The organism is Xanthobacter albus, assembly GCF_043194895.2.
Classification (GTDB): Bacteria; Pseudomonadota; Alphaproteobacteria; order Rhizobiales; family Xanthobacteraceae; genus Xanthobacter.
Genome location: NZ_CM195532.1, coordinates 4171941 through 4187108, shown reverse-complemented (window position 1 = coordinate 4187108; position 15168 = coordinate 4171941). Strand labels below are relative to the sequence as shown.

The window sequence follows — 15168 nt, the reverse complement described above, 5'->3', positions numbered from 1 at the left end:
ATCCGTGATGAACGCTTCCTTCGACTGGACCGCCGGCTATCCCTCGCGGCGCCTGCCGGTGTTCGGGAACAATGTGGTCTCCACCTCCCATCCGCGCGCGGCGCAGGCGGGCCTGCAGATGATCGCGAACGGCGGCAACGCGGTGGATGCCGCCATCGCCGCCGCCGCCGTCATGACCCTGGTGGAGCCGTGCAGCAACGGCCTGGGCTCCGATGCCTTCTGCATCCTGTGGGATGGCCGGCGCCTGCACGGCCTCAACTCCTCGGGCTTCGCCCCGGCCGCGTGGACGCCGGAATATTTCCGCGCCAAATACGGCGCCGACGCCAAGGCCCTGCCCATGCGCGGCTGGGACGCGGTGACCGTGCCCGGCGCGGTCGCGAGCTGGGTGGCCCTCTCCGAGCGCTTCGGCAAGCTGCCGTTCGCGGACCTGCTGGAACCCGCGATCCGGATCGCCGAGCACGGCTATCTCGTCTCCACCAACGTGCAGCACAAATGGGCGGCGGCCGCGACCTTGCCCCAGCTCACCGCTCAGCCCGGCTTCAGGGAGGTGTTCCTGCCGAAGGGCCGGGCGCCGTTGGTGGGCGAGCATTTCCGCATGCCGGGGGCGGCGCGCGCGCTCGCCCGCATTGCCGAGACCAGGGGCGCGGCGCTCTATGGCGGTGAGATCGCCGAGGCCCTGGAGGCCCACGCGAAAGCCCATGGCGGCGCGCTCACGGCGGCCGACATGGCGGCCTTCGCCCCCGAATGGGTGGAGCCGGTGGCGCAGGATTATCGGGGCTATACGGTGCATGAGATCCCGCCCAACGGGCAGGGCATCACCGCGCTGATGGCGCTCGGCATGCTCTCCCACTTCGATCTCGGGGGGCTGGGGGTCGACAGCGTGGAGGCGCAGCATCTTCAGATCGAGGCGGTCAAGCTCGCCTTCGCCGATGTCTATCGCTACGTGGCCGATCCGGTGGCCATGCCCTTCACCCCGGAGCGGCTGCTGGACCCCGCCTATCTGGCCGCGCGGGCGCGCCTCATCGATCCGCGCCGCGCCCAGCCGTTCGCGCCGGGCAATCCGGTGAAGGGCGGCACCATCTATCTCACCGCGGCCGATGCCTCGGGCATGATGGTGAGCTTCATCCAGAGTAATTACATGGGCTTCGGCTCCGGCGTGGTGCTGCCTGAATGGGGCGTGTCGCTGCAGAACCGGGGCTTCGGCTTCAGCCTGGATGCGGCGCACCCGAATGTGGTGGCGCCCCGCAAGCGCCCGTTCCAGACCATCATTCCCGGCTTCCTGACCAGGGATGGCGCCCCCGTGATGAGCTTCGGCGTGATGGGCGGCAACATGCAGCCGCAGGGCCATGTGCAGACCCTGGTGCGCATGCTGGACTTCGCCCAGAACCCGCAGGCCGCCTGCGACGCGCCGCGCTGGCGGTTCGACCAGGGGCTGTCCATCAATCTGGAGCCCGGCAGCCCGCCCGCCTTGCTGGAGGGGCTCGCGGCCCTGGGCCATGAGGTGGCGGTGCTGAACGACACCTACCAGGACTTCGGCGCCGGCCAGTTCATCTGGCGCATGGGCGATCCCGCCGTGGAAGGCTATGCAGCCGCCAGCGACCCGCGCCGGGACGGGCAGGCCGCCGTGAGCTGAGCCTCGCCGCGCGCTTTGGCCCCGGCGGGCCCGGCCCGGCGGGGGCGGCCGCGCCGGCGAGCCTCACACCAGCCCGGCGGCGATCTTCTCCGCCATCATGATGACGGGGATGTTGGTGTTCGCCGTCGGCAGGCGCGGCATGGCGGAGGCGTCGGCGACGAAGACGTTCTCGGTGCCGATCACGCGGCCGGCGGGGTCCAGCACCGCGTCCGGGTCGTCCGGGGCGCCGAGGCGGCAGGTGCCGCTGGCGTGCCACACGCCGAAGACGTTGCCGCGCACGAAGGCTTCCAGCCGCGCATCGTCCGTGACCAGCTCCGAGAGCACGACGCCGGAGGACATGAAGCGCCGCAGCGCGGCCTGCCGCAGGCGGGCGGGCACGTCCAGCATGGCGCCCAGCAGCTCCGTCACCATCGCATTGGCCGGCGACACGCGGCTGAGCCGCTTCACGAACGGGGAGAAGGCCGCCGGGAACAGGTCGCCCGGATCGGGGTTGAGGGCCGGCGACACCAGCAGCCCCACCAGCGTGCGCACGCCCGCCGCCATCCGCGCGAGATCGTCGGGATGGCTCAGCAGGCCCAGGTCGGCCTCGGGATAGGCCTCGGGATCGGGCGAGACGAGCCGCACCCGGCCGCTGGACTTCGGCCGGTTGCACCACAGGAAATAAAGGCCGAGGCGCCGCCCCAGCCCATGCCAGCCGGCCCGCGCCGATGCCGTCGCGTACATGTCCGAGGCTTCCCCGCCCGGCAGGCCGGAAGAAAAGCGCAGGGCGCTGAAGGCGGCGCGGCGATAGGACATGGACAGCCGCAGGCGCGCCGGCAGGTATTGGCAGAAGGTGAGCGTGGGGTGGTCGCGCAGGTTCTGCCCGACGCCGCGCCGCTCCACCGCCACGGGAATGCCGAGGGCGGAGAGCGCCGGCCCCGGCCCGATGCCGGCCCGCATCAGGATGGCGGGCGTCTGTAGCGCACCGGCCGTCACCACCACCCGCCCGGCGGAAACCTCCAGGCGCGCGCCTTCGCGCACCAGGGCGACCCCGGTGGCGCGCGCGCCCTCCATCACCAGCCGCGTCACGCGGGCGCGGGGCCAGATGGCGAGGTTCGCCCGCGCGCGCGTCGCGGCATCGAGATAGGCGACGGCGGTGGAGACCCGCCGGTCGTGCGCGTTGTTGAACGCGGGCGGGAACACCCCGTCCTCGAAATCGCCGTTCTGGTCCAGCCGGCGCGGCAGGCCCGAGGCGGCGAAGGCCGCGGTGGCCGCCTCGGCGAAGGGCGGCCAGCCGGGCGGCAGGATGCGGCGGATGGGAATGGGGCCATCCGTGCCGTGCAGCGGGCCCTCGCAGTCGAGGTCCCGTTCCAGCCTGCGGAAGAAGGGCAGCACGTCGTCCCAGCCCCAGCCGCCGGCGCCGAGCGCGGCCCATTCGTCATAGTCGCGGGGCAGGCCGCGATTGGCGGACTGCACGTTGATGCTGGAGCCGCCGCCCATCACGCGGCCCTGCTCATAGGCCCGGCTGCCGCGCGTACCATCCTGGCGGCGGGTGGTGAAGGCGGAAAGGCCGGGCCAGATGAAGCGGTCGCCATGGAACAGGCCCATGGGGTAGCTGTCGGCGATGGGCTCGGGCACGGCATCGGGGGGCGTGTCCTCCCCCGCCTCCAGCAGCAGCACCCGGTGGGCGGGATCGGCCGAGAGCCGGTTCGCCAGCACGCAGCCGGCGGAGCCGCCGCCGATGATGACGGTGTCGAAGAAGGGAACCTCGGAAGACGCCATGGCGCGCCGGCTCCTGCGGCCCCTCGGGGGCGCCGCGGCTGGAAATGGGGGACACGGGGGAGGAAAAGCCTCACGCCATCGGCCCCGGCCTTCGACCGGTGCCAGGCGGGTTTCGCCCAATTGCCGCGTGGGTTTAGCCGGAGGTCCGCGAGCCGCGCCCGTGGACCTCCGGCGTCAGACGACGCCGGCCTCCTGGTAGATGTGCTTGATCTCCATGAAGTCGATCAGCGCGTCATAGCCGTGCAGGCGGCCGAGCCCGCTGCGCCGGTAGCCGCCGGTCTCGGCCTCCGCGAACAGCTTGTTGTGATCGTTGATCCAGACCGTGCCGTTGCGCAGCGCCCGCGCCACCCTGAGCGCCCGCGCGCCCTCGCGGGTCCACACGCTGGCGGAAAGGCCGTATTGGGAGTGGTTGGCGCGGCGCACCGCGTCCTTCTCGTCGCTGAAACGCTCGATCACTACCAGCGGGCCGAAGATCTCCTCCTGCACGAAGAAGGCCCCGGTGTCCGCGTGGGCCACCAGCGTCGGGGTGAGGAAGGCGCCGCCCTCCGGCCCCCCGGCGGGGCGGGTGCCCGCGAGCACCACCTCGTCGGCGATCGCCATCGCTTCCGCCGTGCGCTGCTCCACGGCGGCGCGGGAGGCGGTGTCGATGAGCGGGCCCATCTGCGCGCCGTCGGCGTCTCCCGGCGCCACCTTGAGCGCCGCGAGGGCGGCCTTTAGCGCGCCCTTCATCTCGTCGTAGCGGCTCTCGTGCACCAGCACCCGGCGCGCCGCCGTGCACTGCTGGCCGGAGATGATGGTGGCCGCCGCCGCCAGCCTCGGCGCCACGGCGGGGATGTCCGCATCCTCGAACACGAGGCAGCAGGACTTGCCGCCCAGCTCCAGCGAGAGCTTCTTCATGGTGGGCGCGGCATCGGCCATGATGCGGGCGCCGGTGGCGTTGGAGCCGGTGAAGGAGATCACGTCCACGTCGTCCGAGGTCACCAGCGCCTGCGCCACCTCGTGGCCGGTCTCCGTCACCAGGTTGACGACGCCCTTCGGCAGGCCCTCCACCTCGGTCAGGGTGCGCAGGATCTCGGCGGTGACGAGGGCGGTCTGCGGCGCCGGCTTCACCACCGCCGTGCAGCCGGCCGCCAGCGCCGGGGTCAGCGCCCGGACGAGCAGCACCGCCGGCGCGTTCCAGGGGATGATGAGGCCCGCCACGCCCGCCGGCTCCTTGAGAAGGGTGGCGAAGGCGCCCGGCTCCACCTCGAACACGTGGCCGGGGATGTAGCGGGTGATGCCGGCGTAATAGCGGATCTCGGAGATGGAGCCTGCGATCTCGCCCCGCGAGTGGGCCAGCGTCTTGCCGTTCTCGGCCGTGAGCAGGCGGGCGAGGTCCTCGGCGCGGCGCTCCATGGCGTCGGCCCAGCGCAGCATCACCATCTGCCGGAGGCGCGGCGCCTGGGCCCAGTCCGGCCGCTCGAAGGCGCGGCGGGCGGCGGCGACGGCGGCCTCCGCATCGGCCCGGCCGCTGGCGGGGAAATGGCCCAGCACCGCCCCGGTAGCGGGGTCGAGGCTCGGCGCGGTGGCGCCGGAGACGGCATCGACCCAGGCGCCGTCCACATGGTTGCGGGCCTTGAGTGAGGTGATGGCGTTCATTGTTCTTCCTCCCGCTTTCCGGTGGCGCGCCTCGGTGCGGGCCGCGTTCGTTCCCGGATCGTCCATGCCGCGCGGCGCCCGCTCTTTCCGGCGGGCGCCCGGTGGATGCCTCAGCCCTTGCCGTGCCCGGCCTTCAGCGCCGCCGCGCGCAGGCCGGAAAGGGTGGCGGAAGGGGTGATGGCTTCCGGGTCGATGACCAGCTCCAAAAGGGCCGGGCGCTTCTCCTCCGCCGCGAAGGCGCGGGCGCGGGCGAAGGCATCGGCGAAGGCGGCCGTTTCCTCCACCCGCTCGCCGAACGCGCCATAGGCTTGAGCCAGGGCCGGAAAGTCCGGGTTCTCCAGGCTCGTGGCGTACACCCGGCCCGGATATTCCCGCTCCTGGTGCATGCGGATGGAGCCGTACATGCCGTTGTTCACCACGATCACCACCACGCCCGCCCCGTATTGGCGGGCGGTGATGAGCTCCTGCCCGCTCATGAGGAAGCAGCCGTCGCCGGCGAAGCACACCACCTCGCGCCTGGGATCGTGCAGCTTGGCGGCGATGGCGGCCGGCAGGCCGTAGCCCATGGCCCCCGAGGTGGGCGCGAGCTGGGTGCGGAAGCCGCCGTAGCGGTGGAACTTGTGCACCCAGATGGCGTAGTTGCCGGCGCCGTTGGCGATGATGGCGTCCTTCGGCAGGGTCGCGCGCAGGTGCTCCATCACCGCGCCGAGGTCGAGCCGGCCGGGCATGGCGCCCGGCGTCTGGTCGGCGAGATATTCGGCGCGCGCGGCCTTCACGGATGCGCTCCAGGGCATGGGGGAGCGCCAGCCGGCGGGGCCCTTGCCCTTCAGCGCGGCCGCCGCCGCCGCGAACTCGCGCATGCCGGCGTTGATGAGCAGGTCGCCCTGGTAGACGCGGCCCAGCTCCTGCGGATCGGCATGGACATGGACGAAGCGCTGTGCCGGGCGCGGCACGTCGAACAGGGTGTAGCCGCCGGTGGTGGTTTCGCCCAGGCGCGGCCCCACCGCCAGGATGAGATCCGCCGCGCGGATGCGCGCGACCAGCTTGGCGCTGGGCCCGAGGCCGGCATGGCCGATGTAGTTGGGGTTATGGTTGTCGAGGATGTCCTGGCGGCGGAAGGCGGCCGCCACCGGCAAATCGAATGCCTCGACGAAATGCCTGATGTCGCGGCACGCCTGCGCGTCCCATCCGCCGCCGCCGACGATGACGAGGGGGTGGGCGCTCGCCTCCAGCATCGCCCGCAGGCGCGCCATGTCGGCCGCGCCCGGATGGGCGGCGACGCGCTTGTAGGCGCCCGCGTCGCGCGCTTCGGCGCCGGCCGCCAGCACGTCTTCCGGCAGCGCCACCACCACCGGACCGGGACGGCCCGAGACCGCCACGTGGAACGCGCGGGAGACCAGCTCCGGAATGCGTTCGGGCCGGTCGATCTCCACCACCCACTTGGCCATGCCGCCGAACATGGCGGGATAGTCCACCTCCTGCCAGGCTTCGCGCTGGCGCATGTCCGAGCCCACCTGGCCGATGAACAGCACCATGGGGGTGGAATCCTGCGAGGCGGTGTGGACGCCGATGGCCGCGTGGCTCGCCCCCGGCCCGCGGGTGACGAAGCACACGCCGGGCCGGCCGGTGAGCTTGCCGTAGGCCTCCGCCATGTTGGCCGCCGCCGCCTCGTGGCGGGTGACGATGGTGCGGATGGCGCCCGCCGCCCCGGCCAGCGCGTCGAGGGCGGCGAGGAAGCTCTCGCCCGGCAGGCAGTAGACGGTGTCGACGCCGTGGACCTTGAGCGCGTCCACCAGGATTTCGCCGCCGGTGCGGATGTTCGCGGAGTGCTGCATGGTGTTGCCCGTTCTTGCTTTTGCGCGGACCCCGCGCGAGGCGGTCCGCGCCGGCCCCGAAGGCCGGCGCGGTCGATGTTAGCGGAAGTTGCCCTTGGTCTCCGGCACGATCAGCGCACCGACGAGGTAGAGGACGAACACCGCGCCCGCGAAGATGGAGAGCGACAGCGGCAGCGCCGACGGGGTGGGGCTCGCCAGCGAGACGAAGGTGGGCATCATGCCGCCGACCGCGAAGCCGATGTTCCAGGACAGGCCGGTTCCGGTGGCGCGCATGGCCGTGGGGAACCGCTCGTTCAGGAAGATCAGCACCGGGGCGTAGCCGGCATTGCCCATGAAGGCGATGCCGAGCGCATAGAGGACGATGGTCTTCAGGTCGCTCGCGCCCGCCATGCCCATGTAGAAGGTCGGCAGCAGGACGATGGCGGCGACGCCGACCAGAAGAAAGGTCTTCTTGCGGCCGATGATGTCGCTCAGCGTCCCCACCAGCACCGCCGCGACCAGCGCGGAGACCGAGCAGGCCATGAGGATGTAGGACGAGGTCTGGTTGGGAAGCTGGTTGATGAGCTTCAGGAAAGTGGGCATGTAGCCGGAGGTGAGGTAGTAGCCCGCGCCGCCGCCGACGGTGATGAAGAGGTTCACCAGCAGCACGTTGCGGTAGCCGCCCGCGAACAGGGCTTTCAGAGGGGTGTGGCTTTGCTCACCCTGCGTCTTCTTGGCGGCCTTCTGCTTCTGCATTTCCTTCCAGTAGGGGGATTCTTCCAGGTTACGGAAGATGAACCAGCCGAGGAAGGAGGAGAGCAGGCCGGAGAAGAACATCACGCGCCAGCCCGTCTCCGCGAACGCCTCGCCGGGGAACAGGGTGGAGGTGACGAGGAACACGACGGACGCCAGCAGCGCGCCGATGCCCGCGCCGCCGCCGCCCACCAGGCCCGACATGAAGCCGCGCCAGTTGGCCGGCACCGATTCCGTGCCGATGGTGTGGGTGGAGGCCACCACGCCGCCCACGAACACGCCCTGCACCAGCCGCAGCAGGATGAAGATGACGGGCGCGATGGCGCCGACCTGGTGGATGGTGGGCAGCAGGCCGAATGCCGCCGTGGACAGGCCCACGCCGATAATGGCCACCAGCATCGCCCCCTTGCGGCCGTGGGCATCGGCGTAATGGCCGAACACCGCCGAGCCGATGGGCCGCATCAGCAGCGTCACCGCGAACGAGGCATAGACCGCCGCCAGCGACCACGTGGGATGGGTGGAAGGGAAGAACAACTGCCCGACCACCGGTGCCACATAAAGCAGGATGAACAGGTCGAACAGATCGAGGGACCAGCCGAGCACGGAGGCCACGATGGCGCTGTTGCGCTGGCGGTTCCCCACCGCCATGGCGGTGGGGGAGAGGGATGTATCTTGCGCGGACATTTTTTCGTTTCCTCCCGTGGGCTTCTCGCGTCCGTCAGAGGCCCTTGAACGTGGGCTTGCGCTTTTCGTGGAAGGCCTCGACGCCCTCCTTGAAGTCGTGGGACTGGCGCAGGCGGCTGTAGCAGTGGCCTTCCAGCTCGATGGCGATGGAGAGCGGTGAATCCTCGGTGTCGTTCAGCAGCTTCTTGGCGGTGCGCTGGGCGATGGGCGAGAAGGCGACCAGCTCCGCCACCAGGGCGTCGGTGGCCTTTTCCAGGTCGGCGTCGGCCACTTTCTCGGTGGCGATGCCCCAGGCCAGGGCCTCGTCGGCGCTGATGCGCTTGGAGCGCATGACGATGTCCTTGGTGCGGGTGATGCCGACCATCTTCTGCAGCCGGGCCGAGCCGCCGGAGCCGGGGATCTGGCCGAGCTTCTGCTCGGGCAGGGCATATTGGGTGGTGTCGGTGACGATGCGGAAATCGCAGGCCAGCGACAGTTCGAAGCCGACGCCGAAGCAATAGCCGCGGTTGGCGGCGATCACGGGCTTGGCGGCGCGGGCGGGGGCGGCGATGTTCCAGGCGAGCCTGGAGACGTGCTCCGGGGAGGCCTCCATGAAGCCCTTGATGTTGCCGCCGGAGGAGAAATGCTCGCCGATGGCGCGCACGACGATGACGCGCACGCGCTCATCCTCGTCGAGGGTCTCGAAGGCGATGCGGAGCTGGTCGCGCTGGGCCATGGAGACGACGTTGTAGGGCGGGCGCTCCAGGATGATGTCGGCGCGGGCTTGGGCCTCGTCGATCTCGACGCGGAAGCCGTCCAGGGCCGAAAGGCGCGGATCGGCGAAGGGGTAGGCGGCGGGCATGTGCTTCTCCTTGGGGTAACTGGCTGATGAGGGAAATCGAGGGTCAGGCCGCGCCGCGCGCGGAGGGCGTCTCGGGCGCGTATTCGCCGGCCACGAGCTGGCGGCGCAGCAGCTTGCCCACGGGCGATTTCGGGATGTCCTGCACGAACACGAAGCGGCGCGGGCGCTTGAAATTGGCGAGGCCGCTGTCGCGACACCAGCGGTCCAGCTCCTCCACCTCCACCGGCGCCTTCCGCTTCAGGAAGGCGACCACGATCCGGCCCCACTTCTCGTCGGGCAGGCCCACCACCGCCACTTCGGAGACGGCGGGGTGCAGCGACAGGCAGCTCTCGATCTCCACCGGAGAGACGTTCTCGCCGCCGGTGATGATCATGTCGTCCACGCGGCCGGTGACGAAGAGGTCGCCGTCGGCATCCATGAAGCCGGTGTCGCCGGTGAAGTACCAGCCCCCGCGCAGGGACTTGGCGTCGGCCTCCGGGCGCCGCCAGTAGCCCTCGAAGGCTTCGTCGCCGGCCAGCAGCGCGATGATCTCGCCCTCCTCGCCCGTCGGCGCGGCATCGTCCGGCGTCCGGGCGTTGAGGCGCACCACGCGCACCATCTGGTTGATGCCCGCGCGGCCGGCGGAGCCGGGCTTCAGCACGGCCTTCTGGTCGATGGAGAAGGTGTAGATCTCCGACGATCCGTAGTGGTTCACGAACAGCTCGGGGTGGAACGCGGCATCGAGCTTCTTCAGCAGCCCGTCGGTCATGGAGGCGCCGGCGAAGCCGAGCTTGCGCACGCTCGACACATCGGTGGCGGCGAAGGCGGGATCGTGCACGAGGTCGTGGTAGAGGGTGGGCACCAGGTAGAGGTTGGTGATGCCCTCGCGGGCGATCAGCTCCAGCGCGGTGCGCGTGTCGTAGCGCGGCAGGCATACGAAGGTGCCGCCGATGAGCGACATGGCGATGAGCGAGCGCACCCCCATGGTGTGGTAGAGCGGCATCACGCCCAGCGTCACCTCACCCCGCCGGTAGAGGTTCTGCGCCACATGGGCGACGCCGGCCGCGCGCTCCGCCCGGTGGCGGCGTGGCACGCCCTTGGGGCGGGAGGTGGTGCCGGAGGTGTAGAGCATGATGGACCAGGCATCCGCACCCACCCGCGCCACCGGCGCGCCGCCCTCGCCGGCCACCAGCTCCGCGAACGGCAGGGCGCCTTCCACGTCGGCGCCGATCGAGATGCGCACGAGGCCGGCGGCCAGCTTCGCCTCGGCGGCGGCCTCGGCCGAGACGGGCTCGAACACCAGCGCCTTGGCCTCGGCATTCTCCAGGCAGAAGTCGATCTCGTCGCCCTTCGCGCGCCAGTTGATGGGGGTGATGACGAGCCCGGCGAACTGGCAGGCCCAGTGCAGCGTCGCCGCCTCCCAGCGGTTCTGGAGCACGGAGACGATGTGGTCTCCCGGCCGCAGGCCGAGGCGGTCGAAGGCGCCCACCAGGGCCGAGATCCTGGCCAGCCACTGGCGGTAGGTGAGGCGCAGGTCGCCGTCCACGACGGCGATGGCCTCCGGATCTCGTTCCACGCTGGCGAGGAAGCTGGTGCCGAGGTCAAGCATGGGCGGTTTCCTCTTTGTTTTTCTGGAGTTCCGCGGCGGCCTCCAGGGCGGCGCGGACGATGGGCGTGTAGCCGGTGCACCGGCACAGGTGGCCGGAGATGAGATCCCGCACGGCGGCCTCGTCGGGCTCGGGGTTCGCCTTCAGGAAGGCATCGAGGGACATGAGGATGCCGGCGGAGCAGAAGCCGCACTGCAGCGCGTGGTTGCGCCGGAACGCGGCCTGCAGCACGGAGAGCCGGTCCGGCGCGGGCGCGAGGCCCTCCACCGTGCGGATGGCGGCGCCCTCCACCTGCACCGCCAGGGTGAGGCAGGAGCGGGCGAGCATGCCGTCCACCTCCACCGTGCAGGCGCCGCACACGCCGTGCTCGCAGCCCACATGGGTGCCGGTGGCGCCGATCTCGTGGCGCAGGAAATCCGAGAGCAGCGTGCGCGGGCTGGCGAGGCCCGCGACCGGGCGGCCGTTGAGGGTGAAGGACACGGTGTGGCGGCGGTCGGCGGTCAGGCGCGGCATCGTTTCGCCTCCTCGATGGTCGAGCGGCCGATGCGGCGCACCAGCTCGCGGCGATAGCGGGCGCTCGCGTGCACGTCGTCGCGGGCGTCGAGCTCGAAGGCGAGGGTGTTGAGCGCGTCGTCTAGGGCGGAGCCGTCGAGGAGCGGTAGGTCGCGCGCCACCGGCATGTCCGCGACGCCGCCCACGGCGAGCCGGATGCCCCGCGCGCTCACCCGCGCGCCGCAGGCGACGATGGCGAAATCCCCGTGTCGGCGGGCGATCTCGCGGAAGGCGGTGCCTTCCCCTTCCGCGACCGGGAAGGAGACCGCCTCGATCATCTCGTCGTCGGCCTTGGCGGTGGCCATCATGCCGGTGATGAACTGCTCGGCGGCCACCTTCCGCCGCCCGGAGGCGCTGGCGAGGTGCACATGGCCCTTCAGCGCCACCAGGCAGAGCGGCAGCTCCGCGCTCGGGTCCGCATGGGCGATGGAGCCGCACACGGTGCCGCGGCTGCGGGTCTGGGCGTGGCCGGTGAAGGGCAGGGCCCTGGCGATGAGCGGCAGGGCGCGGGCAAGCCCCTCCCATCCCAGCAGTTGCGCCTGCCGCACGCCGGCGCCCACCACCACCTCGCCCTTGTGCGCCTCGATGGTGGTGAGGTCGTCGAGGCGCATGATGTCCACCAGCACCCTGGGGCGGGCGAGGCGCATGTTGAGCATGGCCATGAAGGACATGCCCCCGGCCAGGATGCGGGCGTCGGCGCCTTCCGCCTTCAGGACCGCCAGGGCTTCCTGCCGGCTTTCGGCACGCACGTAGTCGAAGGGGGCCGGCTTCATGGTTCGCGCCTCCCGAAAAGAGCGGAGAGCCGGGCGAGCAGCCGGGACAGAAGTCCCGGCGCCGCTGCCCCACCGCCCCCCGCTTTGCGGGCGAGGGCAGCGAAGAATTGGCCGATGATCACTTTGGCGGCGCCGTCCAGCAGGCGGCCGCCGACGCTCGCCACCTTGCCGCCCACGAAGGCCTCGTAGGTGTAGGCGAGGTGGGTTCCGCCGGCGCCGTCCGGGGTCAGCGTGACGGCGCCCCTGCCGCCGCCGAAGCCGAGGTTTCCATCCACCCGGCCGCTCAGGGTCACCGCCTTGGGCGGGTCGAGATCGGAGAGGGCGACTTCCGCCTTGTAGCGGCCCTTCACCGGGCCGATGCCGAGGGTGACGTCGGCGCGGAAGGCGGTGTCCGATACCTTCTCCACCCCATGGGCGCCGGGAATGATGGCGGCGAGGGTCTCGGGGTCCAGCAGCATGGCCCAGATGGCCTGCGGTGCGGCGGCCACATGGGCCTTGCCTTCGCCGCGCAGGAGCCGCTCGCCCTTTCCCCCGCCGGCCGGCGGTGCCGTGACGGGCCGCAGGCCGGCGGGGGCGGGCGCCTCCGCCCCGTGAATCAGGGCGGCCAGGGCGGAGGGCACCAGGGGAAGGCGCACATCCTGCACGCCGAGGGCATCGGCCACCGCATTGGCGAGGCAGACGGGGGTGGACATGCAATTGCCCTCGCCCACGCCCTTGGCGCCCAGCGGGGTGAAGGGGGAGGGGGTCTCGGTGTGGACGATGACCGGCTCCGGCACCTCCATGGCGGTGGGCACGAGATAATCGGCGAGCGTGCCGGTCAGGAAGCTGCCGTCGGGGCCGTAGGCGTATTCCTCCAGCAGCGCCGCGCCGAGCGCATGGGCGAAGCCGCCGCGGATCTGCCCGTCCACCATGCCGGGGTGGAGGATGGTGCCGCAGTCGTGGGCCGTCACATAGCGGTCGATGCGGATCTCGGCCGTGTCGCGGTCGATCTCGATGCCGCAATAATCGAAGATGAAGCCGTGGCAGAGGGAGGAGTTGATGTGGTCGGCGTCATCCGCCGCCGTCAGCTCGGGCGGGGTCCAGAACACGGTTTCGCGGATGGTGGGGGCGGTGTCCTCCGGCAGCTGCGCCGGCGACCAGTGGGACAGCGCGGCGACGCGGGAGAAGGCGAGCGCGTTGGCCGGGTTCGAGCGGGCGCAGAGCTTTCCGCCCTGGAACACCACCTCCTCCGCCGGCACGTTGAGCTGGGCGGCGGCGATGCGCGCGAGCCGGGCCGCGACGCGATCCGCCGCGAGCCGGGCGGCCCCCGCCACGGCGGCGGCGAAGCGGCTGGAATAATTGCCGGAGGCGATGGACCAGGCGTCCTTCGCCGTGTCCATCTCCGCGTTCACCTTGATGTCGGCGGGCGCGAGGCCCAGCACGTCGGCGACCACCTGGGAGAGCACCGTGCGGTGGCCCTGGCCCTGGGGCACGGAGGCGACGTGCACGCTCACCGAGCCTACCGGATCGATGGCGATGGTGGCGGTGGCCTGGGCGCCGTTCTTCGGCCCCGCCTTCCTGCGCTCCAGGGGGGTGAGGACGGTGGCGATGTAGCCCATGTTCGACACGGAGGGCTCCACCGCGGCGGCAAATCCGATGCCGTAGAGCCGCCCTTCCGCCCGCGCGGCATCGCGCCGGGCGATCAGCTCGTGGAGCCGGCCCGCCTCGATGCCCTTGGCGAGGGTCGCCTGGTAGTCGCCGGAATCCAGCAGGGCGCCCGGCGCGGTGCGATAGGGGAAGGCGCCCGCCGGGATGAGGTTGCGGCGGATCACCTCCAGCGGATCGAGGCGAAGCTCCACCGCGATCCGCTGCATCAGCCGTTCCAGGGCAAAATAGACCTGCGGACCGCCGAAGCCCCGGTTCAGTCCCGTGGGGCACTTGTTGGTCACCACCACGCGGTTGCGCACCGCCAGATGGGGGATGGCATAGGCGCCCGTGAGGTTGCCGTGCATGCGATAGAGGGTGGCCGGCTCCGGCGCGCGCAGGTGGGCGCCGCAATCCTCCACCTGGTCGTAGTCGAGGGCGGTGATGCGGCCGTCTTCCGCCACCGCCGCCGAGATGGTGGTGGCGCGGTTGGTGGCCGAGACCGAGGCCATCAGGTGCTCCAGCCGGTCCTCGATCCACTTCACCGGGCGCCCGCTCACCCGCGCCGCCACCGCGCCGAGCACGATGTAGGGGAAGATGCCCTGCTTGACGCCGAACGAGCCGCCGCTGTCGCGCGGGGTGCGCAGGCGCAGCCGGTTTCCCGGCACCTTGAGCGCCCGCGAGATCACCGCATGGATGGAGAACGGACCCTGGAAATTGGCGAGGACGTCGTATGTGTCCTCGTGCGGATCGTATTCGGCCACCAGCCCGTAGGTCTCGATGGGCGTGCAGGAATTGCGGGGATAGGCGACCGAGATCGACACCTTGTGCGCCGCCTCCGCGAAGGCGCGCTCGGGATCGCCGTAGCGGAATGTCCGGTCGGAGGCGACATTGCGGGGGAAGCCGTCGTGCAGCAGCGGGGCGCCCTCGGCGATGGCGTCGAGCGGGTCCACCACGGCCGGGCGGGTGTCGTAGGCCACCTCGATGAGGTCGAGCGCGTCCTCGGCCACGTAGCGATCCCGCGCCACCACCAGCGCCACCGGCTCGCCCACGTAGCGCACCCGGTCCACCGCCACGGGCCAGCATTCCACCGGCGCCTTCACGCCCACCACCAGGGAGGAGGTGTGGCGCTGGACGTCCGCCCCGGTCAGCACGGCGGCGACGCCGGGCAGGGCCTTGGCGGCGGCGGTGTCGATGGCGCGGATGTCGGCATGGGCGTGGGGCGAGCGCAGGATCGCCATGTGCAGCGTGCCCGGCTTGACGCCCAGGTCGTCCAGGTAGCGCCCGCCGCCGGAAAGGAGGGCGGCATCCTCCACGCGCTCAATGGCGCGGCCGACCCATCCATTCTCGCGGGTGACATCCAGCATCTGGGCTTCCCTTCCCTGGGGCGTCATTCGGCGCATCGGGTGCGCCGTGTGATGCAGGAAGGTGCAGGGAGGGAGCGGCCGGAACCATGCCGAGCCGTCTCATCATTTACCCTGGCGTCTCATTCGCCGTTTTGCGATGCAGT

At 71.3% G+C, this 15168-nt stretch carries 10 protein-coding genes; 1 reads left to right on the top strand and 9 read right to left on the bottom strand.

Going from position 1 to position 15168, the window contains the following annotated elements; translation table 11 throughout:
• The first annotated feature begins 7 nt into the window (after window positions 1–7).
• Window positions 8–1633 (top strand): gamma-glutamyltransferase family protein, encoded by a 1626-nt coding sequence (locus V5F75_RS18645; RefSeq protein WP_394035488.1) that lies wholly within the window; start codon window positions 8–10, stop codon window positions 1631–1633.
• 63 nt (window positions 1634–1696) lie between these two features.
• Here V5F75_RS18645 and V5F75_RS18640 read toward each other — a convergent pair whose 3' ends face one another.
• The 9 genes from V5F75_RS18640 to V5F75_RS18600 all read right to left on the bottom strand — a co-directional run bounded on the left by V5F75_RS18640 (window position 1697) and on the right by V5F75_RS18600 (window position 15025).
• Entirely contained in the window at window positions 1697–3394 is a 1698-nt protein-coding gene (locus V5F75_RS18640) for a GMC family oxidoreductase (RefSeq protein ID WP_394035486.1), read from the bottom strand.
• Window positions 3395–3568: 174 nt separating this feature from the next.
• Window positions 3569–5032 carry an aldehyde dehydrogenase family protein gene (locus tag V5F75_RS18635; protein ID WP_394035484.1) on the bottom strand — a complete coding sequence of 488 codons (1464 nt, stop codon included), beginning with the start codon at window positions 5030–5032 and terminating at the stop codon, window positions 3569–3571.
• Window positions 5033–5142: 110 nt separating this feature from the next.
• A complete protein-coding gene (locus V5F75_RS18630) occupies window positions 5143–6867 on the bottom strand; it encodes a thiamine pyrophosphate-binding protein (protein ID WP_394035482.1) in 1725 nt (574 codons plus the stop codon).
• Between the two features lie 78 nt (window positions 6868–6945).
• Window positions 6946–8283 (bottom strand): MFS transporter, encoded by a 1338-nt coding sequence (locus tag V5F75_RS18625; protein WP_394035480.1) that lies wholly within the window; start codon window positions 8281–8283, stop codon window positions 6946–6948.
• A gap of 34 nt (window positions 8284–8317) precedes the next feature.
• On the bottom strand, window positions 8318–9124 hold the full coding sequence (locus V5F75_RS18620; protein ID WP_394035478.1) for an enoyl-CoA hydratase/isomerase family protein: 807 nt from the start codon (window positions 9122–9124) through the stop codon (window positions 8318–8320).
• Window positions 9125–9167: 43 nt separating this feature from the next.
• Complete coding sequence (locus V5F75_RS18615) at window positions 9168–10712, bottom strand: AMP-binding protein (RefSeq protein ID WP_394035476.1); 1545 nt, start codon at window positions 10710–10712, stop codon at window positions 9168–9170.
• Window positions 10705–11223 (bottom strand): (2Fe-2S)-binding protein, encoded by a 519-nt coding sequence (locus V5F75_RS18610; protein ID WP_394035474.1) that lies wholly within the window; start codon window positions 11221–11223, stop codon window positions 10705–10707. The genes V5F75_RS18615 and V5F75_RS18610 overlap by 8 nt, the downstream gene beginning before the upstream one ends.
• Window positions 11211–12035 (bottom strand): FAD binding domain-containing protein, encoded by an 825-nt coding sequence (locus V5F75_RS18605; protein ID WP_394035472.1) that lies wholly within the window; start codon window positions 12033–12035, stop codon window positions 11211–11213. Before V5F75_RS18605 ends, V5F75_RS18610 begins: the two co-directional genes overlap by 13 nt.
• Window positions 12032–15025 carry a xanthine dehydrogenase family protein molybdopterin-binding subunit gene (locus tag V5F75_RS18600; protein WP_394035470.1) on the bottom strand — a complete coding sequence of 998 codons (2994 nt, stop codon included), beginning with the start codon at window positions 15023–15025 and terminating at the stop codon, window positions 12032–12034. Before V5F75_RS18600 ends, V5F75_RS18605 begins: the two co-directional genes overlap by 4 nt.
• Window positions 15026–15168 lie beyond the last annotated feature (143 nt).

Coding starts and splice junctions, on each gene's coding strand:
- V5F75_RS18645 (WP_394035488.1), top strand. CDS start 8: ATGAACGCTTCCTTCGACTGGACCGCCGGCTATCCCTCGCGGCGCCTG.
- V5F75_RS18640 (WP_394035486.1), bottom strand. CDS start 3,394: ATGGCGTCTTCCGAGGTTCCCTTCTTCGACACCGTCATCATCGGCGGC.
- V5F75_RS18635 (WP_394035484.1), bottom strand. CDS start 5,032: ATGAACGCCATCACCTCACTCAAGGCCCGCAACCATGTGGACGGCGCC.
- V5F75_RS18630 (WP_394035482.1), bottom strand. CDS start 6,867: ATGCAGCACTCCGCGAACATCCGCACCGGCGGCGAAATCCTGGTGGAC.
- V5F75_RS18625 (WP_394035480.1), bottom strand. CDS start 8,283: ATGTCCGCGCAAGATACATCCCTCTCCCCCACCGCCATGGCGGTGGGG.
- V5F75_RS18620 (WP_394035478.1), bottom strand. CDS start 9,124: ATGCCCGCCGCCTACCCCTTCGCCGATCCGCGCCTTTCGGCCCTGGAC.
- V5F75_RS18615 (WP_394035476.1), bottom strand. CDS start 10,712: ATGCTTGACCTCGGCACCAGCTTCCTCGCCAGCGTGGAACGAGATCCG.
- V5F75_RS18610 (WP_394035474.1), bottom strand. CDS start 11,223: ATGCCGCGCCTGACCGCCGACCGCCGCCACACCGTGTCCTTCACCCTC.
- V5F75_RS18605 (WP_394035472.1), bottom strand. CDS start 12,035: ATGAAGCCGGCCCCCTTCGACTACGTGCGTGCCGAAAGCCGGCAGGAA.
- V5F75_RS18600 (WP_394035470.1), bottom strand. CDS start 15,025: ATGCTGGATGTCACCCGCGAGAATGGATGGGTCGGCCGCGCCATTGAG.